Genomic DNA, 25,818 nt, shown 5'->3' with positions numbered 1-25,818 from the left:
CAAGTCACCCTCTCGAGCACCCCGGCCAGTCCGTCTGGCGTCCCGTGCTGCGCTGTCTGCGCCGCCGGTGAAGGGGGTTCTAAGGCGAACACCCAGAACCCGCAAGCGCTTTTTATAAGAAAAGTGAAAAAACTTGGGGGACCTCTCGGAATTCCCTTATTTCACTGGCTTTGGCGCATATTTTTTCCGCATCTTTTTTGCCCTGAAATCGCGATCAATCGCCTAATAGTCCGAAAACGGACCTCAACGCAGCGAGTCACCTCAGCTGAATCGGCCCAAATATCATCTTTAGCGTGTAAAGATTGAATACAAAAACACGCATAAGAAGATTCTCGATGAGTTTCATGACTGAATCGCCTTGAAAAGTGACTCGCAATTGAATCACGCAAGGCGCGGTAGGTCGCTCCCGCGCCTGACCTCAACCGAGTCACACATAAGAAAAGGGCGAGGTAGCCCCCCGCCCTTTCTTCAAAACACATATCTACGTGACGTCCTAACGCTTACGCGTAGCGCACCTCATCGTCGCTTTCACTCTCCAGAGGCTTCAACGCATTGATCGCATCATCCAAGGACACCGCCCCAAGCGACTCGCCCGTTCGGGAGATCACAGGGCAGGTATGATCCGGCGCCCTGGTCAGTTTCGGCAAGGCCTGCTCAATCGACATGCCACCACGCAAGGTCTCCCCCTGCCCCGTCGCGCCTTTGCGGGCGATCGAACGCAGACGCACAACCTTGGCACGGTTGATGTCGCGAATGAAGTCGGTGATGTAATCGTCCGCCGGTCGCATGATGATGTCCTGCGGATCGCCCGATTGGATGATCTGACCATCGCGCAGGATCGCAATCGAGTCGCCGATGTTGAGCGCCTCGTCGAGATCGTGAGTGATGAAGATGATCGTCTTGTGCAGCTCCTCCTGCAATTCGAGCAGGATCGACTGCATATCGGTCCGGATCAAGGGATCGAGCGCCGAGAAGGCTTCGTCCATCAAGAGAATATCCGCATCCGTCGCCAGAGCACGGGCCAGCCCCACACGCTGTTGCTGACCGCCCGAAAGCTGCGAGGGATATTGCTCCTCGAACCCAGCCAACCCAACGCGCTCAAGCCATTTGCGCGCACGTTCATCTGCTTCACCCTTGGCGACGCCCTGAATCTCCAGACCATACATCGCGTTTTCCAACACGGTGCGGTGCGGCAGCAGGCCGAACTTCTGGAACACCATCGACATCTTGAAGCGCCGCAAATCGCGGAGCTGCTCAGAAGACATCGCCAAGACATCCTCGCCGTCGATCCAGATCTCGCCCGAGGTGGGTTCGATCAGTCGGTTGAGGTGCCGGATCAGAGTCGACTTCCCTGAGCCCGACAGCCCCATGATCACCTGAATGCCCTTCGCGGGAATGTCGAGGTTGATGTTGTTGAGCCCCAAAGCGTGGCTGTGCTGATCCATCAGCTCCGGCTTGCCCATCCCCGCCTTGACTTGTTCCAGCGCACGCGCCGGGTTGTCGCCGAAGATTTTGTAGAGATTGCGGATGGAGACTTTGACCTCTGTCGTGTCCGTCGTATCAGTCATGACCGCTCTCCCGGTAAGCTTGCAGGCGTTTGCCGTAGGTCTGGCTCACCCGGTCGAAAATGATCGCCAGCGCCACGATGGCGAGACCGTTCATCAGGCCCAGCGCCAGATATTGGTTGGAAATGGCGCGCAGCACCGGCGTGCCGAGACCTTTGACCCCGATCATCGAGGCAATCACCACCATGGAGAGCGCCATCATGATCGTCTGGTTCACGCCAGCAAAGATGTTGGGCAGAGCCAGAGGGATTTGAACGCCGAAGAGTTTCTCGCGCGCGGAAGCGCCAAAAGCGTCAGCAGCCTCCATCACGTCCTTATCGACCAGACGAATGCCCAGATTGGTCAAACGCACGATGGGCGGAATGGCGTAAATGCAAACGGCCAGAAGCCCCGGCACCTTGCCGATGCCCAAGAGCATCACCACAGGGATGAGGTAGACGAACGACGGGATGGTTTGCATCACATCGAGGATCGGGGTGACGATGCGCTGCGCGATATTCGAGCGCGCCATCAAAATGCCGATCGGAATGCCGACCGCGATGCAGACGAAGGTCGCGACGGAAATCATCGCGAGCGTCGCCATCGTGTCTTCCCACATGCCGAAATATCCGATCACGAGGAACGCCAGAATGGTGCCAACGGTGATTTTCCAGCTGCGCGAGCCAAGCCAAGCCAAAAGCGCAATCGCTCCGATGACCAAGGGCCACGGCGCATTGGTCAAAAGGTGCTCAAACCAGATCAGAAACTTGAGAAGGGGGGAGAAGAAGGCTTCGAGGCTTTCGCCGAACGCCCGAGAGAAAGTGCGGAAACCGTCATCTACGGTTTGCCGCAAAGTCGAAAGGTCACGCCGCCCAAGCGACGGAAATTCGATGAGCCAGTCCATATAGAATGTCCTTATATAAGGTGAAGCATACGCGAGGGGCCGCATCCTCGGACACGGCCCCTTTGATCTGCGTGACCGCTCTTAGAGCGCGTCCTTCACTTTTTCGGCGACATCAGCCGGAACCCACTGGGTCCAGATGTCTTCCTTGGTCGCGAGGAATTCAAAAGCAGCATCCTCACCCGTCGCCTGGTTTTCATTCATATAGACCAGCATGGCGTTCATCTCGTCACCCGGGAACACACGGTTCTCGATATAGCCCATGGTCACCGCATTCTCTTCGGCGAATTGCGCTGTCACGACGGAGTGCACCACAGATTCCGTCCAGCTCGACGGCTGCGGATCGGCACATTCATCTACGGATTTCACGATGCAGCTGTCCCAATTTTCAGAACCTGCCCATTCGGCTTCGAACGGCAGCATCTGCAGGTCGTATTTGCCGATGATGGCAGTCGGGGACCAGTAATAGCCAAACCACGGTTCATCACGGTTCACCGCCTTGGCGATAGAGCCGTCGAGACCAGCAGCAGAGCCCGGATCGACGAGGACCCAGCCCTTTTCTTCCATATCGAAAGCGCGGAACATATTGGCGTTGGCCAATTGGCAACCCCAACCTGCCGGACAGCCCATAAAGGCGCCTTTGCTTTCGTCTTCGACGTAAGGGACCAGTTCCGGATGCGCGAGCATCTTTTCGACAGTGTCGATTTCCGGGTGGTCTTCCTTGAATTTCTTCGTCACCCACCAACCTTCGCCGAGACCGGTGATCGGACCTTCGAGGGCAGAGACCATGCGGCCCTCTTCAATGGCGGCCGCAAGCGGTTCACGCACTGCGTTCACCCAAAGCTCAGGCGCCAGATCCGGCTCGCCTTTTTCGTTCATCGAGGTAAAGGTCGGCGTGGTGTCACCAGAAATGATGTCCACGTCGCAGCCATAGCCTTCTTCAAGAATGATCGCATCGACATTGGCGAGAAGAGAGGCCGACGCCCAATTCATCTCGGCAATGGTGACGCTACCACATTCATCCGCCGCGAAAGCGCCGCTGGCCATGGTGCCAAGGGCCAGCATGCTGGCCGCAAAAAGTTTTTTATTGTTCATAAGGGGGACTCCCGCTTACTTCGTGTGAGTTTGCCGACCCGTCACTGAGGACACATGGGCCGGTCACCACCCCGAATTGGGCGATTTCTCCGCGCTTGCCGTTCGCTGCCCTGAAACCAAGGCGCCCCGGCCCCTACCCTGTCATGGGCACCGAGGCACGATCCGGCGGAGCGTGGCCGTAAACCAACATATCGATTTCTGGGATGCAACCAGGTAGACAAAATGTCACAAAAGCCGCGTCGCATTTATCCTCTTTAGCATGGCGCAAAAACACCACCCCAAAACAAAACCCGCACATGATCTAGGCAGCCGCGAAACATCCGGCCCGGAATTGTTGCACCCTGCGGGGCAGCACACTATCAGTCATGCACCACAACATTACTCTTTCTATATATAAGGACAGGACATGGCCGCCGACCGCACGCTCACGGATGCCGCCGAACGCGAGAAATCGAAACGGATCGGCGCGCTCGCAGAGCTCTGGCCGTTCATCCATCCCTATAAAGGTCTGATGGCCGCAGCGCTCGTGGCGCTCGTGATCACGGCTTGCATCTCCCTGATCCTGCCCATTGCGGTGCGCCGCGTGGTCGACGGGTTCCAAAACGCGGGTGTGGTCCTCTTGGATCAATACTTCGGCGCAGCGCTGATGATTGCGGGCGCTTTGGCGCTTGGCACCGGGATGCGGTATTACCTTGTGACCCGGTTGGGTGAACGTGTCGTCGCTGACATCCGCAAGGCCGTGTTCGACCGCATGATCCGCATGTCTCCCGCGTTCTACGAGAACATCATGACGGGTGAGGTTTTGTCGCGGATCACCACTGACACCACTCTTATTCTCTCCGTCATCGGCTCGTCTATTTCCGTGGCACTCCGCAACGCTCTCATCATGGTGGGCGGGCTGATCCTGATGCTCTTCACCTCGGCCAAGCTCACCGGGCTTGTTCTGTTGATTGTGCCAGTCGTGATCGTGCCGATCATCGTCTTGGGCCGCCGCCTGCGCAAACTGTCGCGCGAGAACCAGGAATGGATCGCCTCCTCCTCGGGCACCGCCTCCGAAGCCCTCCTCTCCGCCCAGACCGTGCAGGCCTTTACCGGCGAAGCACAACAGGCCGCGCGTTTTGACGAGGTCACCGAGAAGAGCTTTGTCTCCGCCCACACCCGCATCAAAACCCGCGCCGCGATGACCGTCATCGTGATCGCGCTGATTTTTTCGGGTGTCGTCGGCGTCTTGTGGATCGGCGCGCACGATGTGCGCACGGACGTGATGAGCATCGGCGAGCTGGTGCAATTCGTGATCTACGCCATCATGGTCGCGGGCGCGGCGGGCGCGCTCTCCGAGATTTGGGGCGAATTGCAGCGGGCTGCCGGCGCCACCGAACGTCTGGTCGAACTCCTGTCCTCCGAGGACCCGGTCAAAGACCCGGCGCAGCCCCTGCCCTTCCCGGAACCCGCGAAAGGCGCCGTCTCTTTCAACGATGTGCGGTTCTTCTACCCATCGCGGCCAACCACGCCCGCACTTGATGGGGTGTCCTTTGACATCCAACCCGGCGAAACCGTGGCCCTCGTCGGCCCCTCGGGCGCCGGCAAATCCACAATCATCCAACTCCTCCAGCGGTTCTACGATCCGCAGAGTGGCGTGATTTCCATCGACGGCCAGCGCATTTCCGACATGGCGCGCGGTGACTTCCGCCGCCATATCGCGCTTGTGCCGCAAGACCCGGTGATCTTCGCCGCATCCGCCGCGGACAACATCCGCTTTGGCCGCCCCGACGCCTCGATGGAGGATGTCATCAAAGCCGCCAAGGCCGCCGCCGCCGATGAGTTTCTCTCGAAACTGCCCGAAGGCTACGAGTCCTATGTCGGCGAGCGCGGCATCATGTTGTCAGGCGGACAAAAGCAACGTGTCGCCATCGCGCGCGCCATCCTGCGCGATGCGCCGATCCTTTTGTTGGACGAGGCGACCTCTGCCCTCGATTCCGAATCCGAGCAGCTGGTTCAGAAAGCCGTGGACGACATGGCCCGCACGCGTACCACGATCATCGTCGCACACCGCCTCGCCACGGTAAAGAAAGCTGACCGTATCCTTGTCTTTGAGGACGGTCGCATTGTCGCCACCGGTACCCATGAGGAATTGATCGCCGAAGGCGGGCTTTATGCGCGCCTTGCCAAGCTGCAATTCACCAACGGTGTCTAAAGGCTCGGGGAGAGAAAGTCGAAAATTTCCCGTTTTCATTCGGTTACAATCGAGGAATAGTCTCGGGTAACAACTTAAACAGGAGATGAGTGATGGGACTGTTCAGCTTTGTAAAAGACGCCGGCAAAAAGGTGTTTGGCAAAAAAGATGAAGCCGCCGATGCGGATGCCATTCTGGCCGAGATCAAGGCCCTCGGCCTCGAAGCAGAAGGCATCGAAGTCGCTATCGACGGCGACAAGGTGGTGCTCGGCGGCACCGTGGCCGACCAGGTGACCAAAGAAAAGATCATCATGGCGGCGGGCAATGTCGAAGGCGTGGCCTCTGTCGAAGACTCTCTCGAAGGCGCCGATCCGGTGTTCCACGAAGTCAAAAAGGGCGACACGCTTTGGGGGATTTCCAAAGCCGCTCTGGGCGACGGCAATCGCTACATGGAGATCTTTGAAGCCAACAAGCCGATGCTCTCCGATCCCGACAAAATCTACCCGGGCCAGATGCTGATCATCCCGCAGGGCTGATCACAGCAAAGATCGCGAAACAAGGGCGTCACATCATCGTGGCGCCCTTTCTCATGGCGCTTGGAGATGTTCCCTCCCTCAATTATTTCCATTTAGGAAACAGTTGCTTGGAGAAGCGGAAACAAACACAGTAGCATTGGTCGTGTCGTAACGAGTCAGCGGGCTGTTCATTTTGGATATGCATCAGAGGCAGGAAGGGCTCGAAGAGAGGATCACGGAGCGGCTGCTGACCGACCGGCTCAGCCCCTATGCGACGCTTCAAAGCCTGATGACCGACCCCGACTCTCCCGACCCGATGGAGGCGGTGTTTGCCCTGACGACTGTCGCCGCCGATCTATCTGGCTGGCAGGAGACCGGGCTTTACGATCTCTCCAATCACTGCTTCGCGGCGGCCACGCTTTTCATTTGCGAATTATGGTCGGAGGGCTATCGGCTTGATCCGCCAGAGGAATGAGCCATCATAGGCCAGACTTGGGCCTTTTCAGAGGCCCGCCCCAAAACAAGGCGTCGCGATGTTCGATATTCTGAGAAAACCGCTGTTGTTCTTCCGACGCTATTATCGTGCGCTCTGGCTGCGCGTAACGCTCTATGCGCTATTGTCTCTCTTGGTCTCGCTCATCACGCTGGTGCTGCGCAACTATATGCCCGAGGAATTGAGCCAGAGGATCGACACCGACGCGGTGATGCCGGTCTTGACCATTCTCGCCTCTTCGATGCTGGCGGTGTCGACCTTTACCCTCAACGTCATGGTCAGCGCGCATAGTTCGGCGGCCAGTACCGCCACGCCCCGCATCCATCGCCTGCTGCTTCAGGACACGACAACGCAATCAGTGCTCGCCGCCTTCATCGGTGCGTTCATCTTTGCGCTCAGCTCGATCATCCTGTTTCGCACCCATCTCTATGGCGATGACGAGGCCATCGTTGTTATGGCGATCACTATTCTCGCCGTCGTCATCATCATTGTCGCCATGCTGCGCTGGATCGAACATCTGAGCCAACTTGGCAGCATCGACAACAGTCTCGATCTGGCCGAACAGGAAGCCCGGCGCAGTCTGACGACCATGCGCAAGGAACCCGCTTTGGGCGCCAATCTCCTGACGCCTGAAACCCTTTTGCCCGAAGACACAGAACCGCTTCTGGCGCCAAAAACCGGATATATCCAATTCGTCGACACTCGCGCGCTGAATGACTGCGCGGGCGAGACAGGATTGATCTACGTGCTGCAACGCCCCGGACAATTCGTACTGGAAGGCACGCTTTTGGCTCAGGTCGCAGGCCTGCCGCCCAAATCAGACAAGAGCACAATGGCGCGCGCTTTTGTCATCGGCAAAACCCGCACCCATGAGGTCGATGCGGAATTCAGTCTCACCACATTGTCGGAAATCTCCTCGAAAGCGCTCTCCCCCGGCGTCAACGATCCCGGCACCGCGATCGACGCGATCACGCGCATGACTGCACTGTTTTGGGACACAGCTCGGATCGAGGTGACCGAGACGACGCGTGCGCCGCGTGTGTTCTGCCCGCCGCCGTCCTCGCAGGCCCTCATCGACGCAGCCTTCGCGGCCACCGCCCGCGACGGCGCCGGACAGATCGAGGTCACCCGCACCCTGCGCCACAGCCTGCTCGCTCTCTCGGAAGCAAAAGACGAAGCACTGGCCGCCGCTGCGACAGATATGGCAGACCGCGCGCAGGACTATGCCCGCGCCGCCTTGTCACTCGAGAGAGAAAAAGTGGAACTGGAACGCGTGTCAGCTCAGAGCTTTTCCAACACCACAGAGCCCACCGAGTAACCCGCCCCGAAGGAACAGATCAGCCCGAGATCGCCATCGCTCATCCCGTCGTGATGCTGTGCGAAGGCGATAATTGAACCTGCCGACGAGGTGTTGGCGTAGTCTTGCAAAATGTTCGGCTGTTCCTCCGGCTCAGGCGTGCGGCCAAGGACCTTTTTGCCGATGTAATCGTTCATCGACTTGTTCGCCTGATGCAGCCACATGCGTTTGAGCGAGGTCGGGTCCTGCCCCTCTTCTTCCAGATGCTGCGCGATGTGATGCGAGACCAGCGGCAGCACCTCTTTGAACACCTTGCGCCCGTTCTGCATGAACTGCATGTCACGGCGGTCGCCCATTTGGTCATGCGCGCGGCGCAGGAAACCATTGTTGTTGCGGATGTTATTAGAAAACTGCGTGGCGCAGCGGGTGGACAGCACATTGAACTGCGGCTTGGTGGCCACATCGGAGGCTTCTAACAGCACGGCGGTGGCCACATCGCCAAAGATGAAATGACAATCCCGATCGCGCCATTCGAGGTGGCCGGAGGTGATCTCCGGGCACAGAACCAACGCGCGTTTGATCGAGCCTGCGCGGATCATATCCGTCGCGGTCTGGATGCCGAAGGTGGCGGACGAACAGGCGACATTCATGTCGAACGCAAAGCCGCCCGCCCCCAGAAGCGCCTGAATTTCCACGGACATCGCCGGATAGGCGCGCTCCATATTGGAGGCCGCACAGAGGATCAGGTCAACGTCAGAGGCCTCGACGCCCCCCGCGGCCAACGCCTCTCTCGCCGCATCGGCGGCCATCTCCGCCATCATCGACGGCTCATCGTCCGAACGTGGTGCGTAACGCGGACACATGCGGGTCGGGTCCAGAATGCCGTCCTTTTCCATCACATAGCGGCTCTCGATGCCGGATGCGGCAAAGATGAACTCTGAGGACGAATGGGATTTGGCCTCGACCGTCCCCGCCGCGATCTCTTCCGCATGTTCGGCATTATAAAGGTCGACATAGGCGTTGAAGGCCTCGACCAGCTCATCATTGGAAATCGAATAGGGAGGGGTAAAAACACCCGTGCCACTGACCACAACCTCTTTCATCTCACCGCTCTCCTGCCGTATGCGTAAGTCAACGCACCCTAGTCAGACCGTGGCCCCACGTCCACTGTCGGTGCCGGATCGAACATGTGACGTCGCGTCGGGGTGACGCCCGCACAATATGACGCTGCGTTGCGGGGCCATCCCGGTCTCTTGCGTGGGGTCCGCTTTGCCAGCATCATGCTCGCGAGGAGACGGGGCACCGGTACAAACGGCGCCTTGGTAAGGATAAAAGGGAGGAAGCGATGCCGTCCGATTTCAGTTCGCTCAACGCGCGCAATCTGATCGAGGCAGAAATGCCGTGGGAGGCCCGCGATGTGCCCACCACAATCTACGAACGGCTGGTGAAAACCGCCACGACCTTCCCGGATCGCCCGGCTTTTTCCTATCAGATCACCTCCGGTCCAAAGGACAAGGCGGAGACGATGACCTGGCGCGAGACGCTGGCCAAAAGCATCCAGGCCGCAAATATGTTCCGCGCGCTTGGCGTCGGCGAAGAGGACGTCGTCGCCTATATCATGCCCAACGCCAATGAGACGGTGCTGACCTTTCTGGGCGGCATGATCGCGGGGATCGTGAACCCGATCAACCCGCTTCTGGAACCCGAACAGATCGCCGCCATCCTGCGCGAAACAAACGCAAAAGTCGTGGTGACGCTCAAGAGTTTCCCGAAGACGGATGTGGCGCAGAAGGTCGCCGAGGCGGTGCGTCACGCGCCCAATGTCAAATCGGTGCTCGAGGTCGACCTCCTGCATTATCTGACGCCGCCGAAGAAATGGATCGTGCCATTCATTCGCCCGAAGAACGACGACGCGCGGGCGCATCACGCCGATATGCTCGATTTCAACACCGAGCTGGCGAAATACCCCGCTGATCGTCTGACATTCGCAGATTCCACCGGGGACCGCGTCGCGGCCTATTTTCACACCGGCGGCACCACCGGCATGCCCAAGGTCGCGCAGCACAAATATTCCGGCATGATCTACAACGGCTGGATCGGCTCGCGCCTGTTGTTCACCGAAGAAGACAACATCATGTGCCCTCTGCCCCTGTTCCACGTTTTCGCCTGTCAGGTGATCGTGATGAGCCAATTGGCCTCTGGCGCCCATGGTGTCTACCCGACGCCCGCGGGCTATCGCGGCGAGGGCGTGTTCGACAATTTCTGGAAGCTCTGCGAGCGCTGGAAAATCTCTTTCATCATCACAGTTCCGACAGCCGTCGCAGTCCTAATGCAGCGCAAGGTGGACGCCGATATTTCCTCGGTCAAAATGGCCTTCTCCGGCTCCGCCCCCCTGCCCGTCGAGCTCTACAAACGGTTCGAACAGACCGCAGGCGTCGAGGTGGTCGAGGGCTATGGCCTGACCGAGGCAACCTGTCTCGTTTCTGTGAACCCGGTGGGCGGCGTCAAAAAAATCGGCTCCGTCGGCATTCCTTTCCCGCATACAGACGTGAAAATCCTGCGCCACACCTCCGAGGGCCCCGTCGAATGCGGTGTCGACGAAGTGGGCGAGATTTGCATCGACAGTCCCGGCGTCTTTGCCGGTTCGACCTATACCGAGAAAGACAAGAATCACGACCTCTTCCATCATGACGTCTATCTGCGTACGGGCGATTTGGGCCGCATTGATGAAGACGGCTACCTCTGGATCACGGGCCGCGCCAAGGACCTGATCATTCGCGGCGGTCACAACATCGACCCTGCCGAGATTGAAGAGGCTCTGGCCGGGCATGACGCCATCGCCATGGTCGGCGCGATCGGCCAGCCTGATGCGCATTCCGGCGAGTTGCCCTGCGCCTATGTCGAACTTGTCGACGGCGCCACGGTCACCTCGGACGAACTCATGGATTATGCGAAGATCCATATCCACGAGCGTGCCGCGATCCCGAAATATGTCGAAATTCTGGACGAGCTGCCAAAAACCGCCGTGGGCAAAGTGTTCAAACCAGACCTGCGCAAGCGTGCCATCACCCGCATCTATAATGCGGCGCTGGAAAAGGCAGGACTTGAGGCGCGTGTCGTGAGCGTGATCGACGACAAAAAACGCGGCCTCGTCGCGCAGATCGCACCAGAGGCCAAGGCCGAATCTGAACAGGTCAGTCATGTTCTGGGGCAGTTCACCAACCCCTGGGAATGGGCCAAATAAGCCCGACACGCCATCGCAGATTTTAACCTATGTCAAAGCCCCCACGGGGGCTTTGCGTGTATATACAGGCATATACTGCGTCGATTTTCCGAGAATCTGCAGAGATTAAGAGATTTTCAATGTTTGTTGGCCATCTTTATGCCCAATTCGCCACATAGCGTGGCAACAGACGAGAAGACCGCCTTATGGGACAGAGGCCTCGCAACGGTCCCAAACTTGCCTGAAAGACATGCTCGAAAGGACAGACTATGATTGCCGGATTGCTTTTACTCTCGTTCCTCACCGCAACGCTCTCGACAGTTGCAGGGATTGGAATGGTTGGACTGCCGCTTTGGACTGGCCTCATCATTTTCCCGATCGTCGGCTCTGCGACTCTTCTGGCCGCGTCCGTCTTGGTCTACGCCCAGCGCGCTGCAGCACAAAAGCAAGCGACAGAAGCGCATCAGGACGAAGCCGCCCTCGCCTGATCTCATACCGACCATTCCCGAATCTCGGCATTTGCGTGATGAGCTGCTCTCAGGCGTCTGGAAAAATTTCCGTGTGGTATAAGCCACTCGCGGCTCCTGCTGATCGGGTTTGGTTTCGTCTTTTCTCAGCCAATTGACCATAGCAGGTGGGCTGCCGCAAAGCGCCGAGTGTGGTCGTTTACGGTTCTAGACGGTCATCCATTTTCGTACGCCTACCCTCGCATCTGATCCGGTATTCCAAGCCCGTAGGTAGACACATTCGTCTTTGCGCGTCTGCCATAGACGCTCAACGACGATGTTGTCGGGAAATCGGCTCTTCCATCCATTGATATGCGCACACCCGCCGGCGTAGCCTGCCGGTCCAAGCGCAGGACGTGAACTGCGGCCCTCGATCAGTGCTCATGATCTCTTGAGGACCAAAATGCGCTAACGACAACCATTCCCCGTATCGACCCATTCCACCCCAATTCCGTGTCAGGGAAGCTCTGAGAGCATTTGTCTGTTCGACAGCCTCCTAACGAGGCCCGACAAACTACGGTTGCCTTGGTCGTGTGTCTGTACCTGCAACCATGACACCCTTAATTCAAAGGTCAGCCGTGCCGTAGCAACCTATTCGGATTCGTCAATTACGAAGCCACCCATTGCTGGACCTTATACTCTCCCTCTACGGTAGAAAAAGAGCAGAACGCGCAGTTTACGGAGAGACAATGCCGACCTTTGACCGGAACCTAATTTCGGACGTTCGTGGAATTCTCGTGGGCAATGCTGACGACGCAGGCCTCAAATCAGGCGTAACGGTTCTCACCTCCGACGCGCCGTTCACCGCATCCGTCAGCGTTATGGGCGGCTCACCTGGCACGCGCGAAACTGACCTTCTTGCACCCGATAAACTGGTGGAACAGGTAGACGCTTTGGTGCTGTCCGGTGGCTCTGCGTTCGGTCTGGACGCCTGTAGCGGGGTGTCAGAGACGCTGCGACTTCAAAATCGCGGGTACACGGCGGGTCCGGCCATTGTGCCGATTGTTCCCGGGGCGATCCTCTTCGATTTGCTGAACGGGGGCGACAAGAGTTGGTCCGAAAACCCGTATCGCGAATTGGGCCGAAACGCGTATCTCTCTGCTTCAAAGGCCTTTGATCTCGGGACGGAGGGCGCCGGCTACGGTGCCCTGACCGCAACCCTGAAAGGCGGACTTGGCTCCGCTTCGGCCCGTATTGGCGAGATTTCGGTGGGGGCCTTGGTCGCGGTGAACCCGGTCGGCTCAGTGACGCCAGAGAACAGCCGCCATTTTTGGGCGGCAGCCTTTGAGCAGAACGGAGAATTCGGCGCATTGGGGCCCGACCCCAATACAGGTCACAGCGGCGCACCCTTCGGGCACAAGATCGCCCCGCTTGAACAGCGAAATACCACCATCGCAATCGTCGCGACGGATGCGAAGCTGACCAAGGCGGAATGTTATCGCCTCTCGGTTGCGGCACACGATGGGATCGCCCGCGCGATTGTTCCTGCGCACACGCCGTTTGACGGGGATTTGGTGTTCGGAGTGTCTACAGGACATTTCGACTTGCCAGAAGACCGCGCCATCGCTTTGACGCGGATTGGTGCGCTCGCAGCGACCTGTCTTGCCCGCGCCATCGCACGCGGCGTTTATGCGGCGCGTCCAGAGGCGGGAGATCTCTTACCGACCTGGTCTGAAACCTCACCGACCTGACAGATCAGCCATGCCTCCAAGGCGGCTCTTGCTTGGCAAAGAACGCCGCGATCCCGTCCCTTGTTTCCTCGGTCTCCCAGCGGTTTGCGAGAGCGGAGGCGGAGAATTCCGCGGCGTCCTCTGGGTCGACACCTGCCAGAGCCCGACAGAGTGCTTTCGCCTCGGCCACCGCACCGGGCGCACAGTGCAACAGCGCGGCGACCTCGTTTTCGATGGCTGCGTCAAGTTCCTCGGATGGGCAGGAGCGCGCGACGACACCGGCCCGGATCAAGAAATCGACATCAAAGGGCTTCGCATTGAAAAACACCTGACGCGCGAAGGCTTCGCCCAGTCGAGCCACGACGAAGGGCCCTATCGTGGCTGGGATCAGGCCCAGACGCGTTTCCGTCAGAGCAAAGCGGGAGGTGTCTTCGGCGATGACAATGTCACAGACACAGATTAGGCCAAGCCCGCCGCCATAGGCCGCGCCATGTACACGACCGATCACGGGTTTTGGCAGGGCGTTCCAAAGTCCGAGCATACGCGCCAAGGTCATGGCCTCGTCCATCTTTCCCTGTCGGTCCTTCTCGGCCTGATCACGCATCCAGCCAAGATCGCCCCCGGCACAAAAGGTTTTCCCCTCGGCTTCAAGGACGACAACACGGACGCCATCATCCTTCGAAAGACGTTCGGCGGCTGCGGTAAGCTCCGCAATCATGACGGCATCCATTGCATTGTGTTTCTCGGAGCGCGCCAAAGTCACCGTGGCCACCTGGCGGGTATCTATCTCAATCCGGATCGTTTCATACGTCATCGCATTGTCCTCACAGGGTATCTGCCGCGATGGCGGCGACAAAGGTTTCGGCTTTCAAAAGTGCGGAACGGTCAATCCCAGTATGAAATCCGAGCTGATCGAGACGTTCCACAAGCGCGGTGGTGGAAAGATTTCCCTTGGCCCCCGGCGCATAGGGACAGCCACCCAAGCCACCGACGGCACTGTCAAACGTGCGCAGCCCCAGCGCGAGCGAGGCCTCGACATTGCCAAGCGCTTTGTCCCCAGTGTCGTGATAATGGCCCGCAAGTTCGCCTGCGCGCACAGCCTTCAGCACGCTTTCGAGCATGCGCGAAATCGTGTCAGGGGTCCCTGCCCCAATCGTGTCACCGAGAGAGATTTCATAGCATCCCATGTCTTTGAGCGCGGAGGCGACATCACGCACCGCATCGGGCGACACCGCGCCATCATAGGGACAGGCCACAACGCAGGACACATAGCCTCGCACCGGCAGGCCCGCGTCTTTTGCTGCGGCCATCAGCGGTTCGAACCGCGCAAGGCTTTCCGAAATCGAGCAATTGATGTTCTTTTGGCTAAAGCCTTCGGAGGCGGAGGCAAACACCGCCACCTCATCCGCACCAGCCTCCAGTGCGCGTTCGAAGCCTTTCAGGTTGGGCGTCAGCACAGCGTAGTCTGTCCCGCCTCGGCGCGTGATCCCCGCCATAACTTCTGCGGCGTCCGCAAGCTGCGGCACCCATTTCGGAGAGACGAAACTCGTCGCCTCGATCTTTTCGAACCCCGCGTCCGAAAGTAGATTGATCAACTCGATCTTCTGTCTTGCAGGGATGAGGCGCTTTTCATTTTGTAATCCGTCGCGGGGGCCGACCTCGTAAATGCGGACGTGATCCGTCATCTGATCCGTCATGCGGCGACCTCCTCCTCAAGCGTCACAAGGACAGCCCCGCCCTCGACGGTCTGACCCGCGGCACAGAGCACAGTGGCGATGCGTCCGGCCCGCGGTGCGATCAAGGAGGTCTCCATTTTCATCGCTTCCATGACGCCGAGCTTCATACCCGGCTCCACCGTGTCGCCCACGGAAATGTCGAGGGTCACAATCATGCCCGTCATGGGCGCCACCACGACATGACCTTCCTCGGCTGTCATGGCGCTGCCCAGACGCGCATCGAACAAAGAGAAATCGTGGACGACCCCTCCGCTCTGGACAGAGATCAAAAGCCCGTCAGGGCGAGAAGCGTGAACAGCCCGAGCTTCGATCTGCGCATTGTAGGGACCAGTGGTGGCGCGCATGTGCCCTGTCTCGATTCTGACATCACGCAGGGTCAGGTCGCGATCTCCACCGGTCAAAGTGATGGCGCCATCTGGGTGCAAGATCAGCTGACGCTCATACATATCAGTTCCGCACACCAGACCGACCGAATGCCGCGCCTCACCCCAGAGACGCCAACCGAGCCGAGGCGCGTCGGGACGAATGCCGAGACCCGACAAAGCCGCAAAAGCCAGATGTTCCTCAGAAACCTTCGTCGGCATGGTCAAACCCTCCAGTTCACGTTCGATCAGACCGGTGTCGAAAGGCCCGTGTTGAAACGCCTCGTTCAACGCGAGTGTGGCGAGAAATTCGGCGTTGGTCATGGTTCCCGCGACATGGGTGTCACGCAGTGCCGCGACCAAACGCGCGAGCGCGATCTCGCGCGTGTCGCCTGAGGTAATGACCTTTGCGATCATCGGATCATAGTAGGGGCTGATCGTATCGCCCGAGCGCACGCCGGTGTCGTTGCGAGAATTCTCTGAAAACGACAGATGCTCAAGCTTACCAGTGGCGGGGAGAAAGCCGTTCGACGGGTCTTCGGCATAGAGGCGCGCCTCGAACGCGTGACCAGAGATTGTCAGAGCCTCTTGTGCAACGGGCAAGACCTCCCCCGCAGCCACCCGCAATTGCCATGCAACCAGATCAATACCGGTGATTGCCTCGGTGACCGGGTGCTCAACCTGTAAGCGCGTGTTCATTTCCATGAACCAGAAGCCGTCCGGGCGCAAAGGCCCTGAGCCATCGACGATGAACTCAATGGTCCCAGCTCCGGCATAGTTGATGGCCTTCGCGGCCGTGACCGCAGCTTCGGTCATCGCCGCCCGAACGGTATCCGTCATCCCGGGCGCCGGGGCCTCTTCGATGACCTTCTGGTGGCGACGCTGCAAGGAGCAATCGCGTTCGAACAGATGCAGCACGTTGCCATGCGTATCGCCGAAGACCTGCACCTCGATATGGCGCGGCGAGATTATGAATTTCTCGATCAAGACATGTGGATCGCCAAAGGAGGACTGCCCTTCGCGCCAAGCGGACTCGAGGGCGTCGCGAAACTGCGCCGGATTGTCCACTTTGCGCATGCCCTTTCCGCCACCACCGGCGCGGGCCTTTATCAAAACGGGGTAGCCGATCTGCTCGGCCTGAGCCGCCAGGAACGCCGGATCCTGATTTTCGCCCTGATAGCCCGGCACAACCGGAACACCCGCCTCCTGCATCAGATCTTTTGCGGCATCCTTGAGCCCCATGGCACGGATCGCCGTCGCGGATGGGCCAATGAATGTCAGACCAGCGGCTTCCACCGCTTCGACGAAGTCTGGATTTTCGGAGAGAAAGCCATAGCCCGGATGGATCGCCTGCGCGCCGGTTGCGAGGGCTGCGGAAATAATCCGCTCCGCCACGAGATAGCTTTCAGAAACAGGCGAAGGACCGATATGGACCGCTTCATCCGCCAATTCGACATGCAGTGCATCGCGATCAGCATCGGAATAAACGGCGACGGTACGCACGCCCATCTCGCGGGCGGTTTTGATGACGCGACAGGCGATCTCGCCCCGGTTCGCGATCAGAATTTTTTCGAAAGGTGCGGTCATGGTTTACATCCTGAACAAGCCGAATTGCGTCTCTTCGACGGGGGCATTGAGGGTCGCGCGCAGCGACAAGGCGATCACGTCACGGGTTTTTCGCGGGTCGATGATCCCGTCGTCCCAAAGCCGCGACGAGGCATAGAGCGGCCGCGATTGACGGTCGAACATCTCAATGGTCGGGCGTTTGAACTCTGTCTCTTCTTCCTCGGACCAGCTCCCGCCCTTGGCTTCGATGCCGGCACGTTTGACATTGGCCAGAACGCCGGAGGCCTGTGCACCGCCCATCACGGAAATCCGCGCATTGGGCCACATCCAGACGAAGCGCGGCCCGAAAGCACGCCCGCACATGCCGTAATTGCCCGCGCCATAAGAGCCGCCAATGATGACGGTGATCTTTGGAACATTGGCGGTGGAGACGGCAGTGACGAGTTTGGCTCCGTCCTTCGCGATCCCGCCCGCCTCATATTTGGAACCGACCATGAAGCCGGTGATGTTCTGCAAGAACAGGATCGGAATTTTGCGCTGACAGCACAGTTCGATGAAGTGCGCCCCCTTGAGCGAACTCTCAGAAAACAACACGCCGTTGTTGGCAAGGATGCCCACGGGAACGCCGTCGATATGGGCAAACCCGGTGACTAATGTTGTGCCATAGCGCGGTTTGAATTCTGCAAAATCCGATCCGTCCACAATCCGCGCGATGATCTCGCGCACATCAAACGGGGTTTTGTCATTGGCCGGGACGATGCCCATGATGTCCTCTGCGGGATAGAGAGGGGCTTTCGGATCTTTCGTGTCGATATTCGGACGGGGTTTGGGACCGAGATTGGCGACGATTTCGCGCGCCAGCGCCAGCGCATGCCGGTCATCGTCTGCGAGGTAATCTGCAACTCCCGAGAGCCGCGTGTGCGTATCGCCGCCACCCAGTGTTTCGGCATCAACCTCTTCGCCCGTCGCCACTTTCACAAGCGGCGGACCAGCGAGGAAAATCGTCCCCTGTTCGCGCACGATGATGGTTTGATCGCTCATAGACGGCACATAGGCGCCGCCCGCCGTGCAAGACCCCATCACCACCGCGATCTGGGCGATGCCTTTGGCGCTCATCCGGGCCTGATTGTAGAAAATCCGCCCGAAATGGTCGCGATCCGGGAAAACCTCGTCCTGATTGTTCAGATTGGCCCCGCCGCTATCCACAAGATAAATACAAGGCAGCTTGTTTTCCTCCGCAATCTCTTGCGCGCGCAGGTGCTTTTTCACGGTCAGCGGAAAGTATGTGCCGCCTTTCACGGTCGCATCGTTGCACAGGATCATACAGTCGCGCCCCTCGACCCGGCCAATGCCTGCAATCGCTCCCGCTGCGGGAATTTCGTCATTGTAGTGCCCGCTGGCCGCAAACAGTCCGACCTCGAGAAAGGGAGAAGCGGGATCAAGCAAAGCGGCAATCCGGTCGCGAGGCAAAAGTTTGCCGCGGGCAACATGGCGCGCTCTTGAGGATTCAGAGCCGCCCTTCATGACACGGGCCGCTTCATCCGCGATCTCGTCGAATTGTGCCTGCATTGCAATCCGGTTCTCTTCGAACTCGGGGGCGTTTGAGCTGACGTTGCTGTGCAAGATCGTCATGTCATTCTCCAGTCTTATAGGCGCACCTCTCCTGTCCGGTCGCCAAAGGACAACCGGTCGGGGTGAGCTTGTTTTCGTTTTTCAGCGCAGCATCAGGCTTGGCAGCCACAGGGTGATTTGCGGGAAGAAGATGAGCAAAAGCAGAACCAGGATCTCCATGCCAAGAAAGGGCAGGATACCGCGGAAGATTTTACTGAGCGGGACACCGGTCTGGGCCGCTGCAACATAAGCATTAAGGCCAAGCGGGGGCGTGAGCAGGCCGATTTCCACTGTTTTTGTGACGACAATGCCAAACCAAATCGGATCAAAGTCCAAAGCCATGGCGGTCGGAAATGCCAAGGGCATGGCAAGCGAGAGGATCGCGAGCTGATCCATGAACATGCCCATGACAAGAAGCGTGAGGATCATGATGGCCATGATTGTGCCCCGGGACATATCGGTGGTCGCCACGAATTCCAGAAGTGCATGGGTGATCCGTGTAAAGGCCAGATAATTCGAGAAAATCGCGGAACAGGCGACGATCGCGACAATCATCACGGTCGCACGGATCGCGCCTGAGACGCAGCGGTTGAAGTTCATGAAACTCAAGGTCCGCTGAAAGATGACGATGATCAGAGATCCCATAACGCCGAGCGCCGCAGCCTCGGATGGCGAGGTCAGCCCGCCATAGATGGCGCCGATCACGAGCACCATCAGCACAATCATCGGGAACACGTGGCGACTGCTTTTCACGGCGCGCTTGAGTTCGAAAGGGTCGCCCTTCGGGGCCTGATCGGTTGTATGCGCGATGAACTTGATCACGACGGCAAGCCCGGTGGCCGTCAACAGACCGGGGACAATGCCCGCGATAAACAGCTTGCCGATGGAGGTTTCCGTGAGCACGCCGTAGACGACCAGCACGATCGACGGCGGCACAACAACCGCGAGCGTTCCCCCCACAGAGACGACGGCGGCAGCGAGGCGCTGCGAATAGTTGTGATTGCGCATTTCTGGGAAGGCGGATGCGGCCATTGCGGCGGTGGAGGCGGTCGAGCTACCGACCAGAGCGGCCAAGATGACAGAAGCCCCGACAGTGGCCATCGCGAGCCCGCCTTTGACATGCCCGATCCAGGCCTGACAGGAAATGATCGCGCGGCGCGTCACGTCCCCCGCTGTCAGGAGTTCCGCCATCAGAATGAAAAGCGGGATCGCCACAAGGATGAACGAGGCGGAACTGTCAAAGAATGTCCGTTCCAACACGGCCAATGCGGGGCGCACGCCGAGCTGGAGTGAAAGTCCCACGAAACCGGTGATGCCCATGGCGAATGCAATCGGCATTCGAAAAATCATGAGAAACGCCAGAAGGACGAGTATGGCAATGAAAGTCAGCATGAAGGGAACACGAAGTCCTTGAGAGGGCAGCCGGTCGGGTGATCGACCGCCCTGAGGTTTCGGGAAAGGTGCGTGAGGTTATTGGCTGGTGAGCGAGCGATAGGTCGCGAGAACGCCCTGCGCCTGTTCACCGCCCATGCGCGTGACCCAATCGTCCGTCACGGGCGCCATTGCCTCAGTGAGCGCCATGAGTTCCTCGTCAGTAAAGCTGTAGGTGTCGATCCCTTCTGCGGTCCATTGCGCGATGAGCGCCTCGACACTCTGGTCTTGGGCCTGCGCCACATGCAGCGCCGTTTCCTCTCCGAGCGAAATCATGGCCTCCTGCACGTCAGCATCCAGACTGTCGAAGAGCTCGGTGCGGACCACCATGATAAAGCTGTAGCCACCGAAGGAGCCGTTGACAGAAATATGGCTAACCACTTCGTTCAACTTGTATCCCAGCACGGAAGCCAGCGGGAACAGAACCGCGTCGAGGCGACCGCGTTCCACGGCGGTGTAGACTTCGGGTCCAGGGATCGAGATGCCGACGGCGCCAAGATCTCGGGCGGTCATCGCCTGCGTCGCACCGGAGGTCCGGACATCCAAGGCCGCCCAATCCGCCGGCGGACCGAGGCGCTCCTTCGCCAACACCTGATAGGGCGGCAAGGTGAACCCGAAAATCGGCGTTACACCGGCCGCGAGCACTTCGTCACGCAGTGGCCCCTCTTTCAACATCGCCTGCAACGCTTTTGTGCCCTGGACCGCGGAACCATAGTAGCCCGGCAGGCCCACGATCGAATTCAGCGGCAAGGTTTCGGCGTGGTAGGACGCGCCCAAAAGTGCAGCATCCAGAATGCCGCTTTTCACGGCATCGAGCTGTGCCTTGGACTTGGCCGCCTGTTGCGATGGAAAGTGGTTGAATGCGATTTCTCCGCCGGTGGCTTCTTCCACCGCCGCCATCCATTTGACCGTGCCCTCCACCGACACGATATGGCTGGTGGATTGGAAATCACCGAGGCTCAGTGTTTCCGCCTGCGCCGCAAAAGCGCCGAGTGCCATTACACTTGCAAAAGCGGCAAATGCTTTCCTTGCGATAGTCATTTTCAGTCTCCTCCCTGAAAAGTTTCTATGGGGTTGGCTCACGCACTTCTTTTTGAAAAGTGTCATAGAGTAGCCGCAGAGCCAGAACGCCGCATCCCAAGGGGACGACGGAATAGGCCCACCCAAGCGGCCAATCGATCACTCCGAATTCGACATCACCCTGCGAAAACGCATGGAACGCGAATGTGCCGGACATGTAGGTCACCGCGCCAAAGAAGGCGGCAGGAAGCAGCAAGCGCAGTTTCGCGATCGCTTTGCCTAAAAATCCGGGGAGATGCTCGGGCACGAAGTCGAGCGCAAGATGCCCGCCATCGCGGAACACCCGCGAAAGGGACAACGTGGCCAAAGCGGGCATCAGATAGAGTTCAGTGAACTCGAACTGAAACTGCACCGGTTCGTTAAAGAACAGCCGAAGCAGAATGTCCGCATTGACCAGCACGACGACGGTCACGAGGCCGAGGCACCCTGCGAAATGCAGGATGTCCTCAAGTTTCTTTAAGAGTGTTCCTAACACGATCAACCTCTCCTCCCAGTGGTTGACGCCCAAGACAATCGCCGGGGCTCCCTTTAGCGTTTGGGAAGCTCGACGACGGCGGAGCCGATGGCAGACAGTTCCCCGTCCTGTTGTTCGGCACGCTGTTCAATCTCCAAAAGCGCACGACCGTCCTCTTCGAACTTCCGCGTCACTTTTCCGCTGATCAGAATGATGTCGCCTTCCGGATTGTGACGGCGCACCTGCGAGTCCGCCTTGCGAAGGAAGCCGTCATCCCCCATCCAGTTGGTCACATGCTGCGTCAACCAGGAAGAGCGTTCCGGGCCATAGTCATAGGCACCCGGCGCACCAACTTCGAGCGCGAATTCTTCTTCCCAATGCACCCGTTCCGGGCAGTCGGGAATCCCGAAGCGGTTCTTCGGTCCGGCGGAAGGATGTTTCTGCTGAAGTTGCCAGGCCAGTTTGTTGGCGCGGATGTAAAGGCCACCCCAGCCCTGCGCATAGGCAATAAACCCGGTCGCAGTCATCGGTCCCTTGACGATTGTGGGGATCTCATCGCCCTCATTCACATCGTCCCAGTAGCGGGTCTCGGCACCGCGCACGGTCTCGTTTTCGTAGTATTTGTAGTATTCGTTCAGTTCATCCTGGGTCCAGACACGGCGGCCCTTTTCCTTGGCGGCGGTGTATTTGGTACCGTTCTCACGCGCCTGGTCGCGATCCGTGCGGAAGCACCAGCTGTCGGCATCGGCCACGAGATCACCGGTTTTGGCATCGAAAAAATCGACATGGTAAATCTGTTGGATCGCTTTGCCGGCAAAGCGGGTGTCGTGCTCGATCAGATCTTTCAGATAGGCCTCGGTGCGAAACTCGGTGTTGCGCGGAATAACCTTGTGCCAGTTCCAGTTCGCGCCGGACCACATGGCATGGACCCCCGGAAGACCGCCGACATAGCCGGAGATGATCCGGCTGGTAGAGAACAGAAAGCTCGGAAGCGCGATTACATCGCCATACTTTGTCGTCTTAGCATATTCCGGATCGCACCACAGCGGATTGTCGTCGCCGATCCCATGCGCATAATGGCGAATGTTGTCGCGGGTCGCTTCATAGCACCACGGCTCGACCGTTTTCTCGATCTTCACACCGATACGTTTGCGCAGATCGTCGAGACCTTCCTCCGTGATCTTCGGAAACTTTCGTGTCATCTGGTTCATCTTAATCCTCCTTGAAAGATGATTGCGCTCTATCCTTTAGTTGGCAGAGGCAAGTTTTGCGGCCTGCTGATCACGCAGGATTTTGCGGTTCACCTTGCCTGCCGGTGTCTTCGGCAGTTCGGTGACGAATTCGATTTGGCGGGGATATTCGTGACGGGCGAGCTTGGCGCGGACGTGGTCCTGAATGTTCTCTTTGAGACCTTCGCGCTCGTCCGTTTTCAGAATGATATAGGCTTTGACGACGAGGCCACGCACGCTATCAGGTGCGCCGATCACACCGCATTCGGCCACTGCCGGATGGCTCAGGATCGCGTCCTCGACTTCGACGGCACCAATGGTCCAGCCTGCGGAAATGATGACATCGTCGGCGCGCCCGCCGTGGTAGAAATAGCCATCCGCGTCGACACGGCCCAGATCCTTGGTCGGGAACCATTTTCCCGCCTTTTTCACCATCAGTTCCCCTGTCTCGCCGGGATCAGACCGCGAACCGTCATCGCGTTGGACCTCGACCTCGACACCGGGAACGGCCTTGCCCATGGCACCGTCGCGCACCTCAAGATCGTCGGCGCCGGGGTAATTCGCAATGATCACACCGATTTCGGTGGTGCCATACATGGAGCGAACTTTGGTGCCGAACAATTGTTCGACGTAAGCGGCCGTCTCACTGTCAATCGGTTCACCCGTAAAAGAGAGCTTTTCGAAGCAGTAGGAAAAGGCCTCGGCGGCACCGGAATTTCGCATCATGCGGTAGTGCGTGGCGGCGGCCGTCAGGTTGGTGATCTCGAAATCACTGAGCGCTTTCAACAGGCGGACAGGGTCGAATTTTCCCGAGAAGGTGCCTGTCGAGACCCCCATCGCCAAAGGAGCGAGAGTTCCATGCCACAGACCGTGCCCCCATGCCGGGGAAGACGGACAGAAAAAGCGGTCTCCCGGACGAATGCCCGTCGCATACAGGGCCGCGACCATGAGCGTGACAATTGAGCGGTGATTGTGGTGGACGGCCGCCGGTAGGGCGCGGGTCGTGCCGGACGTGTATTGCAACACCGCCAAGTCGTTGCCGCTCGTGTCCCAATCGAATGTTTCGGGGAGATCAGACAGGGTGTCGAGAAACGCTTGGTCGACAACGATCACGTTTTTCGCCCCGCCTTCGATGGCCTCGGGGGCTTTCTCTTCATTGGTGAAGAAGATTTCAGGCTTACAGTCACCGACGCGAAGTTTGATCCCATCTGGTCCAAACAAGGTGAACATCGGAACCGCGACAGCGCCTGCCTTCATCGCGCCGAAGATCGCGCAGTAGAACGGGAGCGACGGTTCGATCATCACCGCAACACGGTCCCCTTTTGCGACCCCCTGCGCTTTCAGGAAATGCGCAATTTGCGACGACCTGCGAGAAATCTCTGCGAAGGAAACGATTTCGTTTCGCCCATCGGAATGGGCAATCCGTAGCGCCACATTGTCCCCGTCGACGTGCCGATCAATGCACTCATGGGCGATATTGAACCGCTCACGCCTGCCGTCGAACAGATCCCACAAGGCCTCTTTCGTGTAGTGCATCTGAGCGTCCGCATAGGACGTGTACTCGGTCAGTCGGACCATCTTCCTCTTCCTCCCAATCCCGCAGCCTGCCGTCCTCTCCGGCATCCTGCTCGTTGACAACTACGGTAGGGAGGTGAATAGATTATTGTCAATACGCTATTATTATTGTATATATACAATGAATTTGAAGCGTAAGCAGAGGTTAAAATGGTCAAAGACGACGAAACTCAGACGACGAAACGACAGGTGCCCGCGGTCACACGCGCCCTTGCTATCATGAGGTTTTTGGCCCGCTCGAACGATCCCGTGGGGGTCAACCCTATGGCCCGTGAGTTGGGTTTGGTGCCGAGCACCTGCTTGCACATTCTGCGCGTGCTGCAGGATGAGGGCATGGTGGAATTTGATTCGAAGACGAAGCGATATTCCATCGGAATCGGCATCCTGCCGCTGGCGCGTTCGGCGCTGCAAAAGAACACTTTCTCCGTGATGATCCAGCCGAGGCTCTCTGAATTGTCGTCTCGTTTCGGCGTTACGGGCATTGCGACGCAGCTCGCTGAACCGTCTCAGATGGTGGTTGTTGCGCTCTCGCAATCCTCCCTGCCGTTCCGTCTTCAGGTCGATCTCGGATCTCGTTTCCCACTTTTGATTTCTGCAACGGGCCGTCTCTTTGCCGCGTTCAACGATCTGGACGAAAGCAAGTTGAAAGCAGAGTTTTCCAAACTTGTCTGGGATCATCCGCCCTCCTTCGAGGAGTGGCTCAGCGAAGTCGCTGAGGCCCGAAGCCGCGGCTATGCCGTGGACACCGGCACCTACATTTCCGGCGTCACGGTTGTCGCCGTGCCCATTTTCAACGAACGCCACGAGATGATCCGTTCGCTCGTCGCCATCGGCATCTCCGAGCGGCTGAACGCGGGCGAAATTCCGAAACTCGCCGCCGCGCTTAGGGAGGTGCGCGACGCGATTGAAACCATGCAAATTACAACAGGGAGTTAGAGGAAAACGCCAATGAGGGAGGAAATCACATGGAAGCCACTGAAAGCCGGCGGTCTGATGGATAAAATCGGGCCCGTGATGTCGGCGCGAGATGAAGAGGGAGGCTTTGTCTACGCGCTGGAAACCACAGCGGAGCACAGCAATGCTTTGGGCTTGGTTCATGGAGGGGTCATCACATCCCTTTTGGATCAGGCCATTGCATTGGTGGCATGGAACGCTGCGGACAGGGCGCCCTGCGTCACAGTTCAACTGGACACGCGTTTCGTCAGCGCCGCAAAACCCGGGGCGCGTTTGGATGCGCGCGCGACGGTGCGAGAGACCTCGGGCTCCATGATGTTTCTCGATGCCGAGGTGCTCGACGGGGCGCGGGTCATCGCGCTCGCCACCGCTGTCATGAAAATTTCCCGTAAGGTGGCCTAAG

22 protein-coding genes are annotated in these 25,818 nt (G+C 58.6%); 9 read left to right on the top strand and 13 right to left on the bottom strand.

All coding sequences use genetic code 11. The features are described 5' to 3' along the window. Window positions 1-500 precede the first annotated feature (500 nt). From J5Y17_RS17980 to J5Y17_RS17970, 3 genes are all read right to left on the bottom strand, one after another. Entirely contained in the window at window positions 501-1,568 is a 1,068-nt protein-coding gene (locus J5Y17_RS17980) for a glycine betaine/L-proline ABC transporter ATP-binding protein (RefSeq protein WP_255572204.1), read from the bottom strand. Next, the gene (locus J5Y17_RS17975) at window positions 1,561-2,448 is read right to left on the bottom strand and encodes a proline/glycine betaine ABC transporter permease (RefSeq protein ID WP_219787244.1); all 888 of its coding nucleotides are present in this window, start codon (window positions 2,446-2,448) and stop codon (window positions 1,561-1,563) included. Before J5Y17_RS17975 ends, J5Y17_RS17980 begins: the two co-directional genes overlap by 8 nt. Window positions 2,449-2,529: 81 nt before the next feature. Further along, window positions 2,530-3,540 carry an ABC transporter substrate-binding protein gene (locus J5Y17_RS17970; protein ID WP_219787243.1) on the bottom strand — a complete coding sequence of 337 codons (1,011 nt, stop codon included), beginning with the start codon at window positions 3,538-3,540 and terminating at the stop codon, window positions 2,530-2,532. A gap of 406 nt (window positions 3,541-3,946) precedes the next feature. Between J5Y17_RS17970 and J5Y17_RS17965 the strand changes: the two genes are divergently transcribed. The 4 genes from J5Y17_RS17965 (at window position 3,947) to J5Y17_RS17950 (ending at window position 8,039) form a co-directional block, all read left to right on the top strand. Next, a complete protein-coding gene (locus J5Y17_RS17965; protein WP_219787242.1) occupies window positions 3,947-5,734 on the top strand; it encodes an ABC transporter transmembrane domain-containing protein in 1,788 nt (595 codons plus the stop codon). A 92-nt stretch (window positions 5,735-5,826) separates the two neighbouring features. Then, entirely contained in the window at window positions 5,827-6,249 is a 423-nt protein-coding gene (gene lysM, locus J5Y17_RS17960) for a peptidoglycan-binding protein LysM (RefSeq protein ID WP_219787241.1), read from the top strand. 178 nt (window positions 6,250-6,427) lie between these two features. Beyond that, the gene (locus J5Y17_RS17955) at window positions 6,428-6,703 is read left to right on the top strand and encodes a hypothetical protein (protein ID WP_219787240.1); all 276 of its coding nucleotides are present in this window, start codon (window positions 6,428-6,430) and stop codon (window positions 6,701-6,703) included. Window positions 6,704-6,761: 58 nt separating this feature from the next. Beyond that, complete coding sequence (locus J5Y17_RS17950; RefSeq protein WP_219787239.1) at window positions 6,762-8,039, top strand: DUF2254 domain-containing protein; 1,278 nt, start codon at window positions 6,762-6,764, stop codon at window positions 8,037-8,039. Here the strand turns inward: J5Y17_RS17950 and J5Y17_RS17945 are convergent. After that, window positions 8,003-9,121: a beta-ketoacyl-ACP synthase III gene (locus tag J5Y17_RS17945; protein ID WP_219787238.1), complete on the bottom strand. Its 1,119-nt coding sequence runs from the start codon at window positions 9,119-9,121 to the stop codon at window positions 8,003-8,005. The genes J5Y17_RS17950 and J5Y17_RS17945 overlap by 37 nt on opposite strands. A gap of 242 nt (window positions 9,122-9,363) precedes the next feature. Between J5Y17_RS17945 and J5Y17_RS17940 the strand changes: the two genes are divergently transcribed. The 3 genes from J5Y17_RS17940 to J5Y17_RS17930 all read left to right on the top strand — a co-directional run bounded on the left by J5Y17_RS17940 (window position 9,364) and on the right by J5Y17_RS17930 (window position 13,438). Then, window positions 9,364-11,262 (top strand): acyl-CoA synthetase, encoded by a 1,899-nt coding sequence (locus J5Y17_RS17940; protein ID WP_219787237.1) that lies wholly within the window; start codon window positions 9,364-9,366, stop codon window positions 11,260-11,262. A gap of 248 nt (window positions 11,263-11,510) precedes the next feature. Further along, a complete protein-coding gene (locus J5Y17_RS17935) occupies window positions 11,511-11,729 on the top strand; it encodes a hypothetical protein (protein WP_219787236.1) in 219 nt (72 codons plus the stop codon). A gap of 707 nt (window positions 11,730-12,436) precedes the next feature. Further along, a complete protein-coding gene (locus J5Y17_RS17930; protein ID WP_219787235.1) occupies window positions 12,437-13,438 on the top strand; it encodes a P1 family peptidase in 1,002 nt (333 codons plus the stop codon). Between the two features lie 4 nt (window positions 13,439-13,442). Here the strand turns inward: J5Y17_RS17930 and J5Y17_RS17925 are convergent, their stop codons facing one another. The 9 genes from J5Y17_RS17925 to J5Y17_RS17885 form a co-directional block, all read right to left on the bottom strand. Further along, window positions 13,443-14,231, bottom strand: coding sequence for a crotonase/enoyl-CoA hydratase family protein (locus tag J5Y17_RS17925; protein WP_219787234.1), 789 nt, complete (start codon window positions 14,229-14,231; stop codon window positions 13,443-13,445). Between the two features lie 10 nt (window positions 14,232-14,241). Further along, window positions 14,242-15,102 carry a hydroxymethylglutaryl-CoA lyase gene (locus J5Y17_RS17920; RefSeq protein WP_219787246.1) on the bottom strand — a complete coding sequence of 287 codons (861 nt, stop codon included), beginning with the start codon at window positions 15,100-15,102 and terminating at the stop codon, window positions 14,242-14,244. Between the two features lie 8 nt (window positions 15,103-15,110). Beyond that, window positions 15,111-17,102 carry an acetyl/propionyl/methylcrotonyl-CoA carboxylase subunit alpha gene (locus tag J5Y17_RS17915; RefSeq protein WP_219787233.1) on the bottom strand — a complete coding sequence of 664 codons (1,992 nt, stop codon included), beginning with the start codon at window positions 17,100-17,102 and terminating at the stop codon, window positions 15,111-15,113. Window positions 17,103-17,105: 3 nt separating this feature from the next. Then, window positions 17,106-18,713 (bottom strand): carboxyl transferase domain-containing protein, encoded by a 1,608-nt coding sequence (locus tag J5Y17_RS17910; RefSeq protein ID WP_219787232.1) that lies wholly within the window; start codon window positions 18,711-18,713, stop codon window positions 17,106-17,108. Window positions 18,714-18,794: 81 nt separating this feature from the next. Beyond that, window positions 18,795-20,084 carry a TRAP transporter large permease gene (locus J5Y17_RS17905; protein WP_219787231.1) on the bottom strand — a complete coding sequence of 430 codons (1,290 nt, stop codon included), beginning with the start codon at window positions 20,082-20,084 and terminating at the stop codon, window positions 18,795-18,797. A 78-nt stretch (window positions 20,085-20,162) separates the two neighbouring features. Beyond that, complete coding sequence (dctP, locus tag J5Y17_RS17900; RefSeq protein ID WP_219787230.1) at window positions 20,163-21,164, bottom strand: TRAP transporter substrate-binding protein DctP; 1,002 nt, start codon at window positions 21,162-21,164, stop codon at window positions 20,163-20,165. Window positions 21,165-21,189: 25 nt separating this feature from the next. Next, window positions 21,190-21,678, bottom strand: a complete 489-nt coding sequence (locus J5Y17_RS17895; RefSeq protein WP_219787229.1) for a TRAP transporter small permease — start codon at window positions 21,676-21,678, stop codon at window positions 21,190-21,192. A gap of 53 nt (window positions 21,679-21,731) precedes the next feature. Further along, window positions 21,732-22,868: a MaoC family dehydratase N-terminal domain-containing protein gene (locus J5Y17_RS17890; protein WP_219787228.1), complete on the bottom strand. Its 1,137-nt coding sequence runs from the start codon at window positions 22,866-22,868 to the stop codon at window positions 21,732-21,734. A 36-nt stretch (window positions 22,869-22,904) separates the two neighbouring features. After that, on the bottom strand, window positions 22,905-24,464 hold the full coding sequence (locus J5Y17_RS17885; protein ID WP_219787227.1) for an acyl-CoA synthetase: 1,560 nt from the start codon (window positions 24,462-24,464) through the stop codon (window positions 22,905-22,907). A gap of 147 nt (window positions 24,465-24,611) precedes the next feature. On the opposite strand from J5Y17_RS17885, the gene J5Y17_RS17880 reads away from it, so the two are divergent. After that, window positions 24,612-25,397 carry an IclR family transcriptional regulator gene (locus tag J5Y17_RS17880; RefSeq protein ID WP_219787226.1) on the top strand — a complete coding sequence of 262 codons (786 nt, stop codon included), beginning with the start codon at window positions 24,612-24,614 and terminating at the stop codon, window positions 25,395-25,397. A gap of 12 nt (window positions 25,398-25,409) precedes the next feature. Beyond that, on the top strand, window positions 25,410-25,817 hold the full coding sequence (locus tag J5Y17_RS17875) for a PaaI family thioesterase (protein WP_255572202.1): 408 nt from the start codon (window positions 25,410-25,412) through the stop codon (window positions 25,815-25,817). Window position 25,818: the final 1 nt, after the last annotated feature.

It is taken from the genome of Celeribacter sp. PS-C1, assembly GCF_019429625.1.
In the GTDB taxonomy this organism is placed as follows: Bacteria; Pseudomonadota; Alphaproteobacteria; order Rhodobacterales; family Rhodobacteraceae; genus Celeribacter.
Note: the sequence above shows the minus strand (reverse complement) of the source record. Positions and strands in the feature narration are given on the sequence as shown.

Bases quoted from the DNA above. Each gene is read 5' to 3' on its own strand.
- J5Y17_RS17980 (WP_255572204.1), bottom strand. From the start codon at position 1,568: ATGACTGATACGACGGACACGACAGAGGTCAAAGTCTCCATCCGCAAT.
- J5Y17_RS17975 (WP_219787244.1), bottom strand. From the start codon at position 2,448: ATGGACTGGCTCATCGAATTTCCGTCGCTTGGGCGGCGTGACCTTTCG.
- J5Y17_RS17970 (WP_219787243.1), bottom strand. From the start codon at position 3,540: ATGAACAATAAAAAACTTTTTGCGGCCAGCATGCTGGCCCTTGGCACC.
- J5Y17_RS17965 (WP_219787242.1), top strand. From the start codon at position 3,947: ATGGCCGCCGACCGCACGCTCACGGATGCCGCCGAACGCGAGAAATCG.
- lysM (WP_219787241.1), top strand. From the start codon at position 5,827: ATGGGACTGTTCAGCTTTGTAAAAGACGCCGGCAAAAAGGTGTTTGGC.
- J5Y17_RS17955 (WP_219787240.1), top strand. From the start codon at position 6,428: ATGCATCAGAGGCAGGAAGGGCTCGAAGAGAGGATCACGGAGCGGCTG.
- J5Y17_RS17950 (WP_219787239.1), top strand. From the start codon at position 6,762: ATGTTCGATATTCTGAGAAAACCGCTGTTGTTCTTCCGACGCTATTAT.
- J5Y17_RS17945 (WP_219787238.1), bottom strand. From the start codon at position 9,121: ATGAAAGAGGTTGTGGTCAGTGGCACGGGTGTTTTTACCCCTCCCTAT.
- J5Y17_RS17940 (WP_219787237.1), top strand. From the start codon at position 9,364: ATGCCGTCCGATTTCAGTTCGCTCAACGCGCGCAATCTGATCGAGGCA.
- J5Y17_RS17935 (WP_219787236.1), top strand. From the start codon at position 11,511: ATGATTGCCGGATTGCTTTTACTCTCGTTCCTCACCGCAACGCTCTCG.
- J5Y17_RS17930 (WP_219787235.1), top strand. From the start codon at position 12,437: ATGCCGACCTTTGACCGGAACCTAATTTCGGACGTTCGTGGAATTCTC.
- J5Y17_RS17925 (WP_219787234.1), bottom strand. From the start codon at position 14,231: ATGACGTATGAAACGATCCGGATTGAGATAGATACCCGCCAGGTGGCC.
- J5Y17_RS17920 (WP_219787246.1), bottom strand. From the start codon at position 15,102: ATGACGGATCACGTCCGCATTTACGAGGTCGGCCCCCGCGACGGATTA.
- J5Y17_RS17915 (WP_219787233.1), bottom strand. From the start codon at position 17,102: ATGACCGCACCTTTCGAAAAAATTCTGATCGCGAACCGGGGCGAGATC.
- J5Y17_RS17910 (WP_219787232.1), bottom strand. From the start codon at position 18,713: ATGACGATCTTGCACAGCAACGTCAGCTCAAACGCCCCCGAGTTCGAA.
- J5Y17_RS17905 (WP_219787231.1), bottom strand. From the start codon at position 20,084: ATGCTGACTTTCATTGCCATACTCGTCCTTCTGGCGTTTCTCATGATT.
- dctP (WP_219787230.1), bottom strand. From the start codon at position 21,164: ATGACTATCGCAAGGAAAGCATTTGCCGCTTTTGCAAGTGTAATGGCA.
- J5Y17_RS17890 (WP_219787228.1), bottom strand. From the start codon at position 22,868: ATGAACCAGATGACACGAAAGTTTCCGAAGATCACGGAGGAAGGTCTC.
- J5Y17_RS17885 (WP_219787227.1), bottom strand. From the start codon at position 24,464: ATGGTCCGACTGACCGAGTACACGTCCTATGCGGACGCTCAGATGCAC.
- J5Y17_RS17880 (WP_219787226.1), top strand. From the start codon at position 24,612: ATGGTCAAAGACGACGAAACTCAGACGACGAAACGACAGGTGCCCGCG.
- J5Y17_RS17875 (WP_255572202.1), top strand. From the start codon at position 25,410: ATGAGGGAGGAAATCACATGGAAGCCACTGAAAGCCGGCGGTCTGATG.